Raw genomic sequence first — 15,699 nt, forward strand, 5'->3', positions numbered from 1 at the left:
GAGATAAACATGAAAAAATTACTCAAGCCCTTCGCCATTGCTTCTATTGTGGCTTTATCTTTTATCTCGCAGGCACAGGCGGCCATTGAACTGAAACTGGCTCATGCCGCGCCAGAGACCGACACCCAGCACAAGGCGGCGGAGTTTTTCTCTCGACTGGTATCAGAAAGAACCGATGGCGAGGTCAATGTAAAAATCTTCGGTAACAGTATTTTGGGAGGTGACCAACAGCTCATCTCCGGTGTTCGTGCTGGCACCATTGATATCGAAATGTCCGGCAATCCGAACTTTGCCGGCATAGAGCCCAAACTGGGAGCCTTTGATCTGCCTTACATCTTCGGTAACAGTGAACAAGCTTATAAGGTATTGGATGGTGAGGTAGGCGAGAAGGCTCTGGCTCTGTTGGACAATTCTGGAATGAAAGGTCTCGCATTCTGGGAGGTCGGTTTCCGGGCCATGACCAATTCCAAACGCCCCATCCTTAACCCTGATGATGTCAAGGGATTGAAGATGAGAACCAATTCCAACAAATCACTGATAGAAGCCTTCTCCCTGCTGGGAGCCAACCCCATTCCCATGCCGATTGGTGAGCTGTATACCGCGCTGGAAACCCGCACTGTCGATGCCCAGGATCACCCTATCGGCATCGTGTGGTCTGCCAAATTTTATGAAGTTCAGAAATACCTGTCCCTGACCAATCAGGCTTACACCTCTCTGATTATGGTGATGAACAAGCCTCGTTTTGACAGTCTCAATCCGGAGTACCAAGAAGTGATCGTGCAGGCAGCAAGGGAAGCGGGGCAATACCAGCGACAACTCAATGCGGAAAATGAGAGGGAGATCATTAACGCACTGCGTACCGCTGGCGTCCAGGTAGAGGAGAAAATCGATACAGCGCCCTTCCAGGCCATCATAAAGCCGACTTGGGATAGCTATATCGGGGAAAATGGGGCCGAGTGGATCGATGCCATTCAGCATGCCATAGCCAATTAACAACTCATGCCGGCCTTGATAAAACAGGGTCGGCATCAGCCCCTTACATTTGAGGATAATGAGATGCCCGGCAAGGAAATATTGATACTCAACCAGAAGTGTGCCCATACGCTGAGTTTTTATGATGTCGGCAACGGCGAAGAAATAAAGTCGATTCGTCTGCCCGACTACCCCCATGAATTCGTCGTCGACTCACAAGGCACATATGCTTATGTCGGCCACTATGGCATTTTAGGTGCCGACTGCATTGGCGACCAGGGGGGCTGTTCCGTCTTTGTTATCGACATTGAGCAAGGCAAGGTCGTTAACACCCTGAGTACCTGGCCATACTATCGCATCCATGGACTGGGGATGGACAACCAGGATCGTCTGTATGCCATGAGTGAAGGTCACAATACCCTGCTGCTGTACACCAACCCGGCCACATCGACAACGCCTGATCTCGCGGTTTCGTCCGGGGGCTACAAGACCCACTTGTTTGCGCTCACCCGGGATGGTGACACTGCCTATGGGATAAACCTGCTCAGCAATACGGTAACCAAGTTCAAACCTCATGATCCCACCTTTACCCCTATCGCCATGATCCCGGGCCGCAAACCGGAAGGCAACTGCCTGTCTGCCGACGAGCGCACCCTCTTTGTCAGCAACCGGACCGATAACAGCATAGTGGCCATTGATGTGGAATCCATGACCATCCGGGATCAAGCCGAAACAGGGCTGGATCCTACCCGTATTTACTGTGATCCCAACCGCCGTCTGATCGTCACCAACTACGGTGAAAATTCCCTGTCCCTGTTTGATCAGCAGCTGAATCCCCTGGGACGCATCGAACTGGAACATATCCCGATAGCACTCAGCTTTCATCCCGATGGACTTCAGGCCTTCGTGTCCTTCAAGGGTGATCGGATAGGCGTCTTGGATCTCGAGTCGGGGAAAGTAGTGCGTTACTTCCCGACCAGAAAGGAACCCGATGTCTCGTTCCTGCTGGTAAAGAACCTATAAGAGTGCCAAACCATGAAGACTCCACAGTTCCTGATCGACTGCCACCACCATTTCTGGGCCCTGGGTCCGGAGCTACGCTATCCGTGGCTCGGTGAGCAATTGGTGACCGATTTTTTTCTGGGGGACTACGGCAGCATACGCCGCCCTTTTCTGCCCCCGGATCTCCGCCGGCTGATCCCGGAGGGCTACTGGCTGCTGGGCTCTGTACATTGTGAAGCGGAAGCCGACCGGAGCCAGGCGGTCGATGAAACCCGGTGGATCGATGCCCTCGGCAACGAGCAAGGACTCCCTACCGCCCATGTCGGCTGGGCGGCGTTCGGAACTCGGGAGTGTGCTACCCAACTGGATATTCAGATGCAATCACCTTCTTTTAGGGGAGTGCGAGCTAAACCGGCGACCGCTACCAGCCCGGGCGCAATGGCTGACATGCGGGGACAGGCTAACTCGTTGCAAGACGACACTTGGTGTTCGGGCCTGGCACTGCTGAGCGAACGCGGGCTGAGCTGGGATCTCCGGATCCCCGCCTGGCATCTTGCCGAAGCAGCGGAACGCTTGCAGGAGCATCCCGAATTGCGTGTGATTCTGAATCATACCGGACTCCCTTGGGATCGTACCAACCGTGGTCTGGCACGCTGGCGCCGCGGACTGCAACAACTGGCCGACAATCCCAATGTGTGCGTCAAGCTTTCGGAGCTGGGAGCGCCAGGCCACCAATGGGTGCCAGCCGATAACCTGGCCTTGTTGACAGAGGCCATCGATATCTTTGGCCCGGAACGGTGTCTGTTCGCCAGTAATGCGCCGGTCTCCGGTATTCAGGTCGGCTATGGAACATGGTTGCAACTGGTCGAAACGGCCATAGCTCAAACCTGCCCAAACGCACGGGATCGGATCCTCTGGCGCAATGCCATTCACTGGTACCGCCTCGATCCTCATAGATTGAAGACAGCAAATCATGCTCCCCTCCAGTGAAGAAGGGCATACAGCACGCCATATTGAAACCTCAAACAGGAAGAACTCATGACTCGACTCAACGGTAATAATCAGATAGGAAACCGGGAAGTCAGCGGTAGCCAGAGCCCGATATTCGGCATCAACCCGGCCACCGGCGAGCGGCTCGCGCCCGGCTATGCCGGTGCCAGCCCGGCCCAGGTGGTCGAGGCCTGCGCCCTGGCCGAGGCCGCCTTCGAGCCCTACCGCCACAGCGCCCCGGCGGCCCGCGCCGCCTTTCTGGAGGCCATCGCCGCACAGATAGCAGCGCAGGGCGATGCCCTTATCGAGCGCGCCATGCTGGAAACCGGCCTGCCCCGGGCCCGGCTCGAAGGGGAGCGGGGCCGCACCCTGAGCCAGTTGCGGCTGTTCGCCGAGGTGGTGCGCGCCGGCGACTGGCTGGGGGTGCGCATCGATCCCGCCCAGCCGGAGCGCACGCCCCTGCCTCGCGCCGATCTGCGGCTGCAGCACCTTCCCCTGGGGCCGGTGGCGGTGTTCGGCGCCAGCAACTTCCCGCTGGCGTTTTCGGTGGCCGGCGGCGACACCGCCTCGGCTCTGGCCGCCGGCTGTCCGGTGGTGGTCAAGGCCCACTCGGCCCACCCGGGCACCTCCGAGCTGGTGGGCCGGGCGGTGGCGGCGGCGGCCCGGGAGTGCGACATGCCAGAGGGCGTCTTCTCCCTGCTCTACGGCAACGGCAACAGTGTCGGCCAGGCGCTGGTGGCGGATCCGCGCATCAGGGCGGTGGGCTTCACCGGCTCCCGCCAGGGCGGCCAGGCGCTGCTCGCCACCGCCCAGGCCAGGCCCGAGCCCATCCCCGTCTATGCGGAGATGAGCAGCATCAACCCGGTGCTGCTGCTGCCCGCCGCCCTGGCCGCCCGCCCCGAAGCCCTGGCCGCGGGCTTCGCCGGCTCGCTCCAGCTCGGTGCCGGCCAGTTCTGCACCAACCCCGGCCTGCTGCTGGGCCTGGAAGGCCCGGTGCTGGAGCACTTCGCCGGGCTGGCCGCCGAGGCGCTGGCCCGGGCCGAGCCCCAGACCATGCTGACCCCCGGCATCCACCGGGCCTACGAAGAGGGCGTCGCGGCCCTGGCCCGGGCCGAGGGGGTCGACACCCTGGCCACCGGGCTGGCCGCCCGGGGTCCCCACGGCTGCCGGCCGCGGCTGTTCCGTACCAGCGCCAAGCACTTCCTGGCGGACGCGCAACTGCAACAGGAGGTGTTCGGCGCCAGCGCCCTGCTGGTGAGCTGCCGGGACGAGAACGAGCTGGTGGCGGTGCTCGATGCGCTGGAAGGCCAGCTCACCGCCACAGTACAGATGGACGATCAGGACGGCGCCCTGGCCCGGCGACTGCTGCCACGGCTGGAGCGCAAGGCCGGCCGGGTGCTGTTCAACGGCTTTCCCACCGGGGTCGAGGTGTGCCACGCCATGGTGCACGGCGGCCCCTGGCCGGCCACCTCCGACAGCCGCACCACCTCGGTCGGCTCGGCGGCGATACAGCGCTTCCTGCGCCCGGTCTGTTACCAGGACTGCCCGCCCGTCCTGTTGCCCGAGGCACTGCAGGACGACAACCCCTGGCACCTGCGCCGCCTGCAGGACGGACGCTATTCCTCCTGAAACAACAAGGCCCGATTGCTCGGGCCTTGCTCCTGTTGCCTCTTATCAGGCTTCCAGCTCGATACCGTCCACCCGTTGCAGGCCCCTGGGCAGCAGGGCGCCGCGGCGGCCGCGCTCACCCTGGTAGTGCTCGAGATCGGCGGGCTTGAGGGTCAGCTTGCGCTTGCCGGCATGCAGGGTCACGCTGGCCCCTTCAGGCACCACCGCCAGCTGCTTGATAAAGTCCTCGCGGGCCTGCACCTTGGCGGAAGGGATGCCGATCAGCTTGTTGCCCTTGCCCTTGGCCAGCATAGGCAGGTCCTTTAGCGGGAACAGCAGCATGCGGCCCTCGTTGGTCACCACCAGGCAGCGGGAAGTCTCCACGTCCGCTACCGGCACCGGCTTCAGCACCTCGCCGCCGGCGGGCACCGTCAGCAGGGCCTTGCCGTTTTTGTTGCGGCTGACCATGTCGCCGTAGCGGCAGACGAAGCCGTAGCCGGCATCGGACGCCAGCAGGTAAAGCGCCTCCTCTTCTCCGGCCAGCACAAAGCGGGCCTGCTCCCCCGGGCTCAGGCTACAGCGACCGGTGAGCGGCTCACCCTGGCCCCGGGCCGAGGGCAGGCTGTGGGCATCCAGGCCGTAGGCCCGGCCGATATTGGACAGGAACACCGCCATCTGGTTGCTGCGCCCCGGGGCGGCATCGAGAAAGCCGTCACCGGCCTTGTAACTGAGCCCTTGGCCATCCACCTCGTGCCCCTTGGCGGCACGGATCCAGCCCTTCTCGGACAGCACTATGGTGACCGGCTCGCTCGGCACCAGCTCCTTCTCGCTGAGCGCCCTGGCCTCTTCCCGCTCCACCAGAGGAGAGAGCCGTTCGTCGCCGTATTTCTCGGCGTCGGCCAGGATTTCCTTCTTGAGCAGGGTGCTGAGCCGGCGTTCGGAGCCCAGGATCTGGGCCAGCCGGTCGCGCTCGGCGGCCAGCTCGTCCTGTTCGCCGCGGATCTTCATTTCTTCCAGCTTCGCCAGGTGGCGCAGCTTCAGCTCGAGGATGGCCTCGGCCTGGGTCTCGGTCAGATCGAAGCGCGCCATCAGCACCGGCCTGGGCTCGTCCTCGGTGCGGATGATGTGGATCACCTCGTCGATATTGAGGAAGGCGACCAGCAAGCCGGCCAGGATGTGCAGCCGGGCCTCGACCTTGTCCAGCCGGTATTGCAGCCGGTTGCGCACCGTTTCGCGGCGAAAGCGCAGCCATTCACCCAGGATCAGATCCAGGCTCTTCACCTGGGGCCGGTTGTCCAGCCCCAGCATGTTGAGGTTGACCCGGTAGTTCTTCTCCAGATCCGTGCTGGCGAACAGGTGCTGCATCAACTGCTCCACGTCCACCCGGTTGGAGCGGGGGATGATCACCAGCCGGGTCGGGTTTTCGTGATCCGACTCGTCGCGCAGATCCGCCACCATCGGCAGCTTCTTGGCCTGCATCTGGGCGGCGATCTGCTCCAGGATCTTGCCGCCGCTGGCCTGGTGCGGCAGGGCGGTGATGACGATGTCGCCCTGCTCCAGCTGGTAGACGGCGCGCATCTTGATGCTGCCCTTGCCGGTTTCGTAGATCTTTTGGATCTCGGCCCTGGGGGTGATGATCTCGGCCCGGGTGGGGTAATCGGGCCCGGCCACATGTTCCATCAGCTCGGTCACCGTCGCCTGGGGGTGGTCCAGCAGGTGCACGCAGGCGTTGGCCACTTCCCGCACGTTGTGGGGCGGGATGTCGGTGGCCATGCCCACGGCGATGCCGGTGACCCCGTTCAGCAGAATGTGCGGCAGCCGGGCCGGCAGCATGCGCGGCTCCTTCAGGGTGCCGTCGAAGTTGGGTATCCACTCCACCGTGCCCTGGCCCAGCTCGGACAGCAGCAGCTCGGAGAAGCGCGACAGCCGCGCCTCGGTATAACGCATGGCGGCGAAGGACTTGGGATCGTCCGGCGCGCCCCAGTTGCCCTGGCCATCCACCAGCGGGTAGCGGTAGGAGAAGGGCTGGGCCATCAGCACCATGGCCTCATAACAGGCGGAGTCGCCGTGGGGGTGGTACTTGCCCAGCACATCGCCCACGGTGCGGGCGGATTTCTTGTGCTTGGACAGGGCCGACAGGCCCAGCTCGCTCATGGCGTAGATAATGCGGCGCTGCACCGGCTTCAAGCCGTCGCCGATATGGGGCAGGGCCCGGTCCATGATCACGTACATGGAGTAGTTGAGATAGGCCTGCTCGGTGAAGGTGTGCAGCGGCAGGCGCTCCACCCCTTCCATGGTAAAGTCGTTGTTGCTCATTCTTTCGTCCTCAGGCCAGGGGATCGACCAGGTTGCCCTTGGTTTCCAGCCATTCCCGGCGATCGCCGGAACGCTTCTTGGCCAGCAGCATGTCCATCAGTTGCTCGGTGGCCTCGGCATCCTCCACCGTCAGCTGCACCAGCCGGCGGGTGTTGGGATCCAGGGTGGTTTCGCGCAACTGCTTGGGGTTCATCTCGCCCAGGCCCTTGAAGCGGGTGACCTGCACCTTGCCCTTTTTCTTCTCGGCGGCGATCCGCTCCAGCACCCCGTCGCGCTCGTCCTCGTCGAGGGCGTAGAACACCTCCTTGCCCACGTCGATGCGGTACAGGGGCGGCATGGCCACGTACACATGGCCCCGCTCCACCAGGGTGCGGAAGTGGCGCACGAACAGGGCGCACAGCAGGGTGGCGATATGCAGGCCGTCCGAGTCGGCGTCGGCCAGGATGCACACCTTGCCGTAGCGCAGGTCGGACAGGTCGTCCGAGTCCGGATCCAGGCCGATGGCCACCGAGATGTCGTGCACTTCCTGGGAGGCCAGCACCTGGCCGGACTCCACTTCCCAGGTATTAAGAATTTTCCCACGCAGCGGCATGATGGCCTGGAACTCCCGGTCCCGCGCCTGCTTGGCGCTGCCGCCGGCCGAGTCCCCTTCCACCAGGAACAGTTCGCCCTGCATGGGATCCGAGCAGGCGCAGTCGGTCAGCTTGCCAGGCAGGGCCGGGCCCTGGGTCACCTTCTTGCGCACCACCTTCCTGGCCTGGCGCAGCCGGCGCTGGGCGCTGCTGATGCACAGCTCGGCGATCTGTTCGGCCAGCTCGATATGCTGGTTCAGCCACAGGCTGAAGGCGTCCTTCACCACCCCGGAGACAAAGGCCGCGCTCTGGCGCGACGACAGCCGCTCCTTGGTCTGGCCGGCGAACTGGGGATCCTGCATCTTCACCGACAGGATGTAGGCACAGCGTTCCCAGATGTCGTCCGGGGTCAGCTTGACCCCGCGCGGCAGCAGGTTGCGGAACTCGCAGAACTCGCGCATGGCATCAAGCAGGCCCTGGCGCAGGCCGTTGACGTGGGTGCCGCCCTGGGCGGTGGGGATCAGGTTGACGTAGCTCTCGCCCAGCCCTTCGCCGCCGTCCGGCAGCCAGGTCAGGGCCCACTCCACCGCCGAGTGCTCGGCGGCAAAGTTGCCGGTAAACGGCTGCTCCGGCAGGCAGGTGAGCTCCTTCACCGCTTCCACCAGGTAATCCTTGAGACCGTCCTGGTAGCACCACTCCAGGGTCTCGTTGTTGACCCTGTCCTCGAAGCGGATGGCGAGCCCGGGGCAGAGCACCGCCTTGGCCTTGAGCAGGTGCTTCAGGCGGGTGGCGGAGAATTTGGGGGAGTCGAAATAGCCGGCATCGGGCCAGAAGCGCACCCGGGTACCGGTGTTGCGCTGGCCGCAGGTGCCGGTCACGGTGAGTTCGCTCACCTTGTTGCCGTGCTCGAAGGCCATCTCGAACACCTGGCCGCCGCGGCGCACGGTGACGTCGACCCGGCTGCTCAAGGCGTTGACCACGGAAATGCCCACCCCGTGCAGGCCGCCGGAAAACTGGTAGTTCTTGTTGGAGAACTTGCCGCCGGCGTGCAGCTTGCAGAAGATCAGCTCCACCCCGGAAATGCCTTCCTCCGGGTGGATGTCCACCGGCATGCCCCGGCCGTCGTCGATCACCTCGAGCGACTGGTCGTCGTGCAGTATCACCTCGACCTTGCTGGCGTGGCCGGCCAGGGCCTCGTCCACGCTGTTGTCGATGACCTCCTGGCCAAGGTGGTTGGGACGGGCGGTGTCCGTATACATGCCGGGGCGACGCCGCACCGGCTCCAGGCCATTGAGCACCTCAATGGCGTCGGCAGTATATTGACTCGATGTCATATTGACCTTCGGTAATCAGGGGTATTGGCGGGCATCTTACTACTGAAAGCCGGAAGCTTGAAGCTGGAAGCCTGAAGGAACACCTCCAGCTTCCGGCTTACGGCCTGACTCTTGGTCACAAGTTTTTGTTGACTTTTGATCGAGCAAAACATCGGCCAAAGCACACAGCTCCTCCGGCACACCGTGGGACCTGATACTCGCCCCTGGGGGCTACGCCGCGCTTCTGAGAACCTATTCACGATTGGTGTACGCGGCCAAAGTGGCCCTGTTGCCTCTTATCTGCGTCAAATCAGACAGCCGGACTTGTGACCAAGAGTCCGGCTTACGGCTTAAAGCTGCAAGAAGCGGATGATCTGGGCACAGTAGTGCTCGAAACCGATAAAGGAATGGTCGCCGCCCTTCTGGATGCAGACCCGGGCGAAGCGGTAGTAGTCCAGCGCCTCCCGGTAGTCCAGCACCTCGTCGCCCTGCTGTTGCAGCAGCCAGATACGATCAAGGCAGCTGGGCTCATTCACCCTGAGCTCGGCCAGCTCCGCCATGTGCTGCCCGGTGAGGGTATAACGCTCGCCGGTGTAGGGATTCTCCTGTTCCCCCAGCCAATCGGCCAACAGCACATGGGGGTTCACCGCCGGGTTGACCACAACAGCGCGCACCCCGTACAGCTGGGCCACCCGGGTGGCCCAGAAGCCACCGAGGGAGCTGCCCGCCACCCCGAAGGGGCCGTCCAGCCCGTCGCAAATCGCCGCTATCTGGCTCCAGGCCGCCGCCGGGGTCGCCGCCAGCTGGGGGCACACCAGCTCGATGTCGGGCCGGTGCCGGGCCAGGTGCTCGCGCATCAGCCGGGCCTTGATGGAGTTGGGAGACGAATTGAAACCGTGCAGGTAAAGCAGGGTCGCCATGGTTAATATCCCCTGGCACTGAAGTCGGGCACGAAACTGTCGGGGGGCAGCCGCCATACCCGGGTGCTGAGCCGGCCGTCCGGATACAGGCTGAGGGCGCGCCAGCCGGGGGCGGTATGATCCAGGGCGAACTCGTCCGACAGGGGCTTGAACTGGATGCAGGTGGAGGGACTCGCCAGGTAGCGGATGCCGTCACGGACTTCGTCGAATCCCTGGTGCACATGGCCACACAACACCACCCGGCTGGCCGGGTGTCGGCCCAGCCGCGCCTGGAGCTCGCCGGCATTGCGCAGGTTATGCTGATCCAGCCAGGCGCAGCCCACGGGCACGGCCTGATGATGTACCGCCACCAGCAGATGATGGCGCGGATAGCGTGCCAGCACCTGGTCGAGCAGAGCAAGCTGTGCCTCTCCCAGGCTGCCGTGGGCCTTGCCGTGCAACTGGGAATCGAGCAGCAGCACCTGCCAGTGCTCGCCCAGCAGGTGCTTGGCGGTGCCGATACCGGCGGCGTCCAGCTCGGACTGCATCACGGGCGCGTCGTCGTGGTTGCCGGGCAGCCAGAACACCGGCGGCGTCAGTTCGGCCATCAGCCGGGCAAAATGCCGGTAGGATTCGGGGCTGTGATCCTGGGACAGGTCGCCGGTGGCCAGAATGGCATCGCAACCGGCCTGTTCTTCTTTCATGGCATCCACCACCGCCCGGCTGCTGTGCCAGGTGGCGATGCCCAGCAGCTCGCCGTCCGGATCGGAAAACAGATGGGTGTCGGTGATCTGCATCAGCTCGACCACGCCGTCGGGCCGACGGGCGCTGAGCGTTACCGGGGGAGCTGTCGTTGCCTTGTTCAAACCTGTTTGACCGTGCTGAATCCGTGGTGTAGGCAACATCTCAGCCATTCGGCCAGAAAGAGGTTAACCTGTTCTTTTTCATTGGGATGATGCATGTTTTCATTGGGGTAATGATAACTCGGCCGCAGGGCAAAAATCTGCTGGCTGGCACACACTTCAGCCATCCGCACGTCGTGGTAGAGCCGCACCCTCACCTTCATGCGCATAAAGGCGGGCAGCTCGGGGGAACACTGCTCGATGGAAACCTGCCAGGTATAGGGCGCCGTATCGAGCACCCGCAGCACGAACAGCACCCCCTCGCTGATACCCACCGACAACGACTCCCCCACATGCGCCGCCCTCGGCAGCAGTTTCATCAGCGCCATGTAATTGGTGTCGCAGGTGCGCTGCAGACGTTTCAGGTCGGGTACATGCTTGCGGGCAGTCACGGAAACCACGCTGTTCTCCTCGGATAGGGTTCAGGGCCAGATGCCCGAATGACGATGCAGTTCCAGCCATTGCAGGGCGATGACACTGGCGGCATTGTCGATGCGCCCTTGCGCCAGCCAGTGCATTGCCTGTTCGCGGGACAGGCGATGCACCCGGATATCCTCGCCTTCGTGGCCCAGCCCGGCATGATCGGCCGCCTCGGCGGCATCCACCTCGCCGATGAAAACGGTGATCCGCTCGCTGCAGCCGCCGGGGCTGGAATAGTAGGCCAGCGCCCGGGTCAGCCGCCGCAGGGTCAGGCCCGCCTCTTCCCGGGCCTCCCGGCGCACCACGTCGTCCTCCGCCTCGCCGGGCTCCACTATACCCGCCACTATCTCCAGCAGCCAGGGACCGTCAGGGTCGCGCAGGGCACCCACCCGGAACTGCTCCACCAGCACCACTTCATCCCGCACCGGGTCATAGGGCAGCACGGCGGCGGCATGGCCCCGCTCGAACAATTCCCGGGTCAGCTCGGGTCCCCAGCCCCCGGCAAACAGCCGGTGGCGCAGGCGCAGTTTCAGCAGCCCGAAAAATCCCCGGTAGCCGTCCTCTTCCGTCAGGATCTGCACATCCCGCCGGCCGAAGCGGGAAACCGAATCTCGGCTCATCATGGCTCCTTGCTTGACATTCCACCGGCAGTTCCTAGACTAGGACGCCAATTGAATGAACGTTCATTCTATTGTATTCAGGGGGCCGCTTGCGCCGCCGCCACGCCGTTGGCCTATATTACTGCAACGGTCAGGGCCCATGTTACCGTTATACTGAGCTGACGAAAACACACTGCCTGCCCCTGGCTGGGCGCCGGGCGATCATAGATTCATTCGTTTATGTAAGGCCAACACATGAAAAAAACGCTGTTGTCGACCCTGGTGTTACTGTGCACGGCAAGCCAGGCGCAGGCCGAAGACCTGCTGGATATTTACCGGCAGGCCACCCAGAACGATCCCCAGGTTCGCGAAGCCAAGGCGCGCCGCGATGCGGCCTTTGAACAGATCAACGAATCCCGCGCCGCCCTGCTGCCCCAGGTGGACTTGAGTGCCGGCGCCAACTACATCCAGAGCAACAAGGACGACCGCAGCACCCGCTCAACCGCAACCGCCGGTGTCAACCTGGGCCAGGCGCTGTACCGCCAGTCCAGCTGGATCAACCTGGACATCACCGAAAAGGCCGCCGCCCAGACCGAGGTAACGTACAAGCAGACCCAGCAAAACCTGATCCTCAGGGCTACCCAGGCCTACTTCGAGGTGCTCAACGCCCAGGATACCCTGAGTTTTGTACAGGCCAACAAGGAAGCCGTCAGCCGTCAGCTGGATCAGACCAAGCAGCGTTTCGAAGTGGGCCTGAGCGCCATGACCGATGTCCACGAGGCCCAGGCCCAGTATGACCAGGCCCTGGCCGAGGAAATTGCAGCGGAAAACGCGGTCAACAACGCCAGGGAAAGACTGCGCGAACTGACCGGCATCAGCTACCAAGCACTCAATGCGCTCAATACCGACACCTTCAGCCCCCAGCGCCCGGTCAGCGGCGCCGACGCCTGGCTGGAGATTGCGCTGGAACAGAACCTGGAACTGCACGGCCAGCGCATCGCCAAGGACATCGCCAACGAGCAAATCGACCTGGCCCGGGCCGGCCATCTGCCGACCCTGGATCTGAACGCCGGCCTGAACAGCAGCTACAGCGACTATAAAAACGACGGCCAGAACGACGGCAGCCTGAGCGAGGGCAGTATCGGCGTCAGTTTCAACCTGCCCCTCTACTCGGGCGGCGCCACCGGCTCCCGGGTCAAACAGGCCCAGTACAACTATGTGGCGGCCAGCGAGCAGTTGGAAAAGAGTTTTCGTGCGGTGCAGAGCAGCGTCTACTCCTCCTACAACGACGTGAGCGCGGCGCTGGGCTCCATCCGCGCTTTTGAACAGTTCGTGGTCTCCGCCGAAAGCGCGCTCAGCGCCACCGAGGCCGGCTACGAGGTGGGCACCCGCACCATAGTGGACGTGCTCAACGCCACCCGCCAGCTGTACGACGCCAAGCAGAAATTGTCCGAGGCCCGTTATAACTACATTCTGAGCCAGCTGCGGCTCAAACAGGCCGCCGGCAACCTGACCGAGCAGGATCTGGTGGACATCAACAACGGACTGAAACGATAGCCGACAGCCGCGGCGGGCCTTGCGCCCTAGTCGCGGCCCGCCTCGGCCCGACGTATCAGCCAGGCGGCGCTGGCGCTGAGCAGCAGAATGCGCAGCACATGGTGGAAGATAACCCAGGAAGGCTCCAGGCCGGTGACCAGCGCCAGGTAAATCATGGCTTCCACCGCTCCCGGCGCATAGGCCAGCCATACCTGGAACAGGGGCACCTCCAGCCACCAGGCCACCGCCGCCGCCCACACCAGCGCCATCAGCGAGCTGGACAGGGTGATCAATACTCCCACAAGCAGCAGATAACCCATTTCCCGCGCCGGCAGCGGTCGCAGCCGGCTGCCCACCAGGGCACCCAGCAGCACCATGCCCACGGGGATCACCCCGGCCGCGGGTACCAGGGGTTCGCCCTGCCAGGCTGCGTAGCCGCCGGCGCTCAGCACCCCGGAGAGAATGTAACTGGCCGGCAGCCGGGCACCAAGACGGCCCAGGCACCAGGCCGCCAAGATCAGCAGGCCGGTGGCCGGCACCGACAGCCCGGTACTGTCCGGCATGGCCGCCACCGGCACCCATTCCAGCGCCATGGCCAGTCCGACCAGGGACACCAGCATAATCACCCTGACCGTCTGGGACAGGATCACCCGCAGCGGATTATCCAGATCCGTTGCCAGCGCCGCCATCACCGACAGGGCGCCCGGAGAGGCCGCCAGCATGGACTCCTGACGGGACCACCCGAGTCGTTGCAGCAGCCACTGGGTTAACGGAATTTGCGTGCCCAGGCAAAGCAAAAGCCCCGCCACGCTGAACAACAGCGCGGCGGGGCCGGGAATATTCAGATCCAGGCGCAGGCCCACGGCCACCCCAAGGGTGGCCTGGATGACCGGCAGCAGGGATTTGGGCATCCGCATCTCCACCCCGGCCATGGCCGCCAGGGCCACCAGCAACATGGCCCCCAGCAGCCAGTCGGAGGGAAAACCGGCCCAGTGGGCCAGCCCTCCTCCGACGGCCCCGATCAAACAGGTACGGAGTATGATGCTCACCCCTGGACCGCCTCCTCCCGCTTCAGGGCTGCCTGGCGGCGGCGCCAGCGACCCAGCAGCAACGGCAGCACCAGTACGGCCAGGCTCAGGATCCACAGGGTCAGGGTCACACCGTTATTGAACAGTATGCCCCAGTCACCGGCACTGATGGACAGGGCCCGGCGCAGGTTGTCTTCCAGCACCTCGCCCAGCACCAGGCCGAGGATCACCGGCGCCAGGGAAAAGCCCAGCTTGCGCAGCAAAAACCCGAACACCCCCAGCAGGATCATGAAGAACAGATCAAAGCTGGCGCCGTGGATGGAGTAGATGCCCACAAAGGTCAGCATGACGATCACCGGCACCAGGTAGGCCTGGCGTACGCTGAGCATGCGCACGAAGATGCCGACCAGAGGCAGGTTCATCACCAGCAGGGCGATGTTGCCCACGAACATGGAGGCGATGAGGCCCCAGGCGATGTCCGGCTTCTGGCTGAACAGCAGCGGCCCCGGGGTCACGTCGAACAGCAGCAGGGCGCCCAGCAGGATGGCGGTGGTGCCGGAGCCGGGGATCCCCAGGGTCAGCATGGGCACCATGGAGCCCACCGCCGCCGCGTTGTTGGCCGCTTCCGGAGCCGCCAGGCCGCGCACGTCGCCATTGCCGAACTCGTTATGCTCGCCGGCCATGCGTTTTTCGGTGCCGTAGGCCACGGCACTGGCCACCGAGGCGCCGGTGCCCGGCAGCACGCCGATCACAAAGCCGACCAGGGTGGAGCGCAATACCGTCCAGCGCACCGCCACCAGATCCGCCGCCTTGACGAAGGACTTGCTGACCTTTTCCAACCGGCCGCCGCCACCGTAGTGATGCTCCACCAGCAACAGGATCTCGCTGATGGCGAACATGCCGATCACCACCACCAGGAAGTCGATGCCGTCAAACAGGCTGGTCAGGCCAAAGGTGAAACGCAGCACGCCGGTGCCCGAGTCCACGCCCACCGTGGCCATGGCCAGGCCGATCAGGGCGCCAATCACGGTTTTCACCGGGCGCGAGCCCACCATGGAGGCCAGGCAGCACAGGGCAAATACCATCAGCGCCACGAACTCGGCGGGGCCAAAGGTCACCGCCAGCCGGGTCAGCAGCGGGGTGAAGATCACCAGCAACAACAGCGCGCCCATGGAGCCGGCAAAGGAGGACACCGCCGACAGCGCCAGCGCACGGCCACCCTCCCCCCGCTTGGCCATGGGGTGGCCATCCAGGGTGGTCATGATGGCGCCCGCATCGCCGGGCACGTTGAGCAGTATGCTGGAAATGCGCCCGCCGTACTCGGCGCCGTAATAGACACCGGCCAGCAGAATGATCGCCGAAGCCGGCTCCAGGCCGATGGAATAGGCCAGGGGCAGCAAAATGGCAATGCCGTTGATGGGGCCTATGCCCGGCAGGGCACCCATCAGGGTGCCGAAAAAACAGCCCGCCAGCACCAGCGCCAGGTTCATCGGCGTCAGGGCCACGGCAAAGCCGCCGGCCAGGGTTGATAACACATCCATG

Annotated in this window: 13 protein-coding genes; 5 read left to right on the forward strand and 8 right to left on the reverse strand. The window is 63.7% G+C overall.

The window, feature by feature from the left end; all coding sequences use genetic code 11:
- Positions 1–9: 9 nt before the first annotated feature.
- The 4 genes from C7I36_RS07345 (at position 10) to C7I36_RS07360 (ending at position 4,593) form a co-directional block, all read left to right on the forward strand.
- Complete coding sequence (locus C7I36_RS07345; protein WP_106453183.1) at positions 10–993, forward strand: TRAP transporter substrate-binding protein; 984 nt, start codon at positions 10–12, stop codon at positions 991–993.
- A 63-nt stretch (positions 994–1,056) separates the two neighbouring features.
- Positions 1,057–1,995 (forward strand): YncE family protein, encoded by a 939-nt coding sequence (locus C7I36_RS07350; RefSeq protein ID WP_106453076.1) that lies wholly within the window; start codon positions 1,057–1,059, stop codon positions 1,993–1,995.
- 12 nt (positions 1,996–2,007) lie between these two features.
- Positions 2,008–2,964: an amidohydrolase family protein gene (locus C7I36_RS07355; protein ID WP_106453077.1), complete on the forward strand. Its 957-nt coding sequence runs from the start codon at positions 2,008–2,010 to the stop codon at positions 2,962–2,964.
- A 48-nt stretch (positions 2,965–3,012) separates the two neighbouring features.
- Positions 3,013–4,593: an aldehyde dehydrogenase (NADP(+)) gene (locus C7I36_RS07360; RefSeq protein ID WP_106453078.1), complete on the forward strand. Its 1,581-nt coding sequence runs from the start codon at positions 3,013–3,015 to the stop codon at positions 4,591–4,593.
- Between the two features lie 45 nt (positions 4,594–4,638).
- Here the strand turns inward: C7I36_RS07360 and parC are convergent, their stop codons facing one another.
- The 6 genes from parC to nudF form a co-directional block, all read right to left on the reverse strand.
- Positions 4,639–6,888 carry a DNA topoisomerase IV subunit A gene (parC, locus tag C7I36_RS07365; RefSeq protein ID WP_106453079.1) on the reverse strand — a complete coding sequence of 750 codons (2,250 nt, stop codon included), beginning with the start codon at positions 6,886–6,888 and terminating at the stop codon, positions 4,639–4,641.
- Between the two features lie 10 nt (positions 6,889–6,898).
- Complete coding sequence (gene parE / locus C7I36_RS07370; RefSeq protein ID WP_106453080.1) at positions 6,899–8,794, reverse strand: DNA topoisomerase IV subunit B; 1,896 nt, start codon at positions 8,792–8,794, stop codon at positions 6,899–6,901.
- Positions 8,795–9,123: 329 nt separating this feature from the next.
- The gene (locus C7I36_RS07375) at positions 9,124–9,693 is read right to left on the reverse strand and encodes a YqiA/YcfP family alpha/beta fold hydrolase (RefSeq protein ID WP_106453081.1); all 570 of its coding nucleotides are present in this window, start codon (positions 9,691–9,693) and stop codon (positions 9,124–9,126) included.
- Between the two features lie 2 nt (positions 9,694–9,695).
- Positions 9,696–10,538: a 3',5'-cyclic-AMP phosphodiesterase gene (gene cpdA, locus C7I36_RS07380; protein WP_281258135.1), complete on the reverse strand. Its 843-nt coding sequence runs from the start codon at positions 10,536–10,538 to the stop codon at positions 9,696–9,698.
- The gene (locus C7I36_RS07385) at positions 10,535–10,975 is read right to left on the reverse strand and encodes a DUF1249 domain-containing protein (protein ID WP_106453083.1); all 441 of its coding nucleotides are present in this window, start codon (positions 10,973–10,975) and stop codon (positions 10,535–10,537) included. The genes cpdA and C7I36_RS07385 overlap by 4 nt, the downstream gene beginning before the upstream one ends.
- Before the next feature lie 21 nt (positions 10,976–10,996).
- Complete coding sequence (gene nudF / locus C7I36_RS07390; protein ID WP_425445038.1) at positions 10,997–11,617, reverse strand: ADP-ribose diphosphatase; 621 nt, start codon at positions 11,615–11,617, stop codon at positions 10,997–10,999.
- 231 nt (positions 11,618–11,848) lie between these two features.
- Between nudF and tolC the strand changes: the two genes are divergently transcribed.
- Complete coding sequence (gene tolC, locus C7I36_RS07395) at positions 11,849–13,150, forward strand: outer membrane channel protein TolC (RefSeq protein ID WP_106453085.1); 1,302 nt, start codon at positions 11,849–11,851, stop codon at positions 13,148–13,150.
- Positions 13,151–13,176: 26 nt separating this feature from the next.
- Here the strand turns inward: tolC and C7I36_RS07400 are convergent, their stop codons facing one another.
- Positions 13,177–14,178, reverse strand: coding sequence for an AbrB family transcriptional regulator (locus C7I36_RS07400; protein ID WP_181256316.1), 1,002 nt, complete (start codon positions 14,176–14,178; stop codon positions 13,177–13,179).
- Entirely contained in the window at positions 14,175–15,698 is a 1,524-nt protein-coding gene (locus C7I36_RS07405) for a tripartite tricarboxylate transporter permease (RefSeq protein WP_106453087.1), read from the reverse strand. The genes C7I36_RS07400 and C7I36_RS07405 overlap by 4 nt, the downstream gene beginning before the upstream one ends.
- Between the last annotated feature and the right edge of the window lies 1 nt (position 15,699).

Origin of the sequence: Zobellella taiwanensis (genome assembly GCF_003012795.1) — a bacterium.
GTDB classification, from domain to species: domain Bacteria; phylum Pseudomonadota; class Gammaproteobacteria; order Enterobacterales; family Aeromonadaceae; genus Oceanimonas; species Oceanimonas taiwanensis.

What these genes read in the sequence shown, in the direction of transcription:
- C7I36_RS07345 (WP_106453183.1), top strand. Translation starts at nt 10, where the DNA reads ATGAAAAAATTACTCAAGCCCTTCGCCATTGCTTCTATTGTGGCTTTA.
- C7I36_RS07350 (WP_106453076.1), top strand. Translation starts at nt 1,057, where the DNA reads ATGCCCGGCAAGGAAATATTGATACTCAACCAGAAGTGTGCCCATACG.
- C7I36_RS07355 (WP_106453077.1), top strand. Translation starts at nt 2,008, where the DNA reads ATGAAGACTCCACAGTTCCTGATCGACTGCCACCACCATTTCTGGGCC.
- C7I36_RS07360 (WP_106453078.1), top strand. Translation starts at nt 3,013, where the DNA reads ATGACTCGACTCAACGGTAATAATCAGATAGGAAACCGGGAAGTCAGC.
- parC (WP_106453079.1), bottom strand. Translation starts at nt 6,888, where the DNA reads ATGAGCAACAACGACTTTACCATGGAAGGGGTGGAGCGCCTGCCGCTG.
- parE (WP_106453080.1), bottom strand. Translation starts at nt 8,794, where the DNA reads ATGACATCGAGTCAATATACTGCCGACGCCATTGAGGTGCTCAATGGC.
- C7I36_RS07375 (WP_106453081.1), bottom strand. Translation starts at nt 9,693, where the DNA reads ATGGCGACCCTGCTTTACCTGCACGGTTTCAATTCGTCTCCCAACTCC.
- nudF (WP_425445038.1), bottom strand. Translation starts at nt 11,617, where the DNA reads ATGATGAGCCGAGATTCGGTTTCCCGCTTCGGCCGGCGGGATGTGCAG.
- tolC (WP_106453085.1), top strand. Translation starts at nt 11,849, where the DNA reads ATGAAAAAAACGCTGTTGTCGACCCTGGTGTTACTGTGCACGGCAAGC.
- C7I36_RS07405 (WP_106453087.1), bottom strand. Translation starts at nt 15,698, where the DNA reads ATGGATGTGTTATCAACCCTGGCCGGCGGCTTTGCCGTGGCCCTGACG.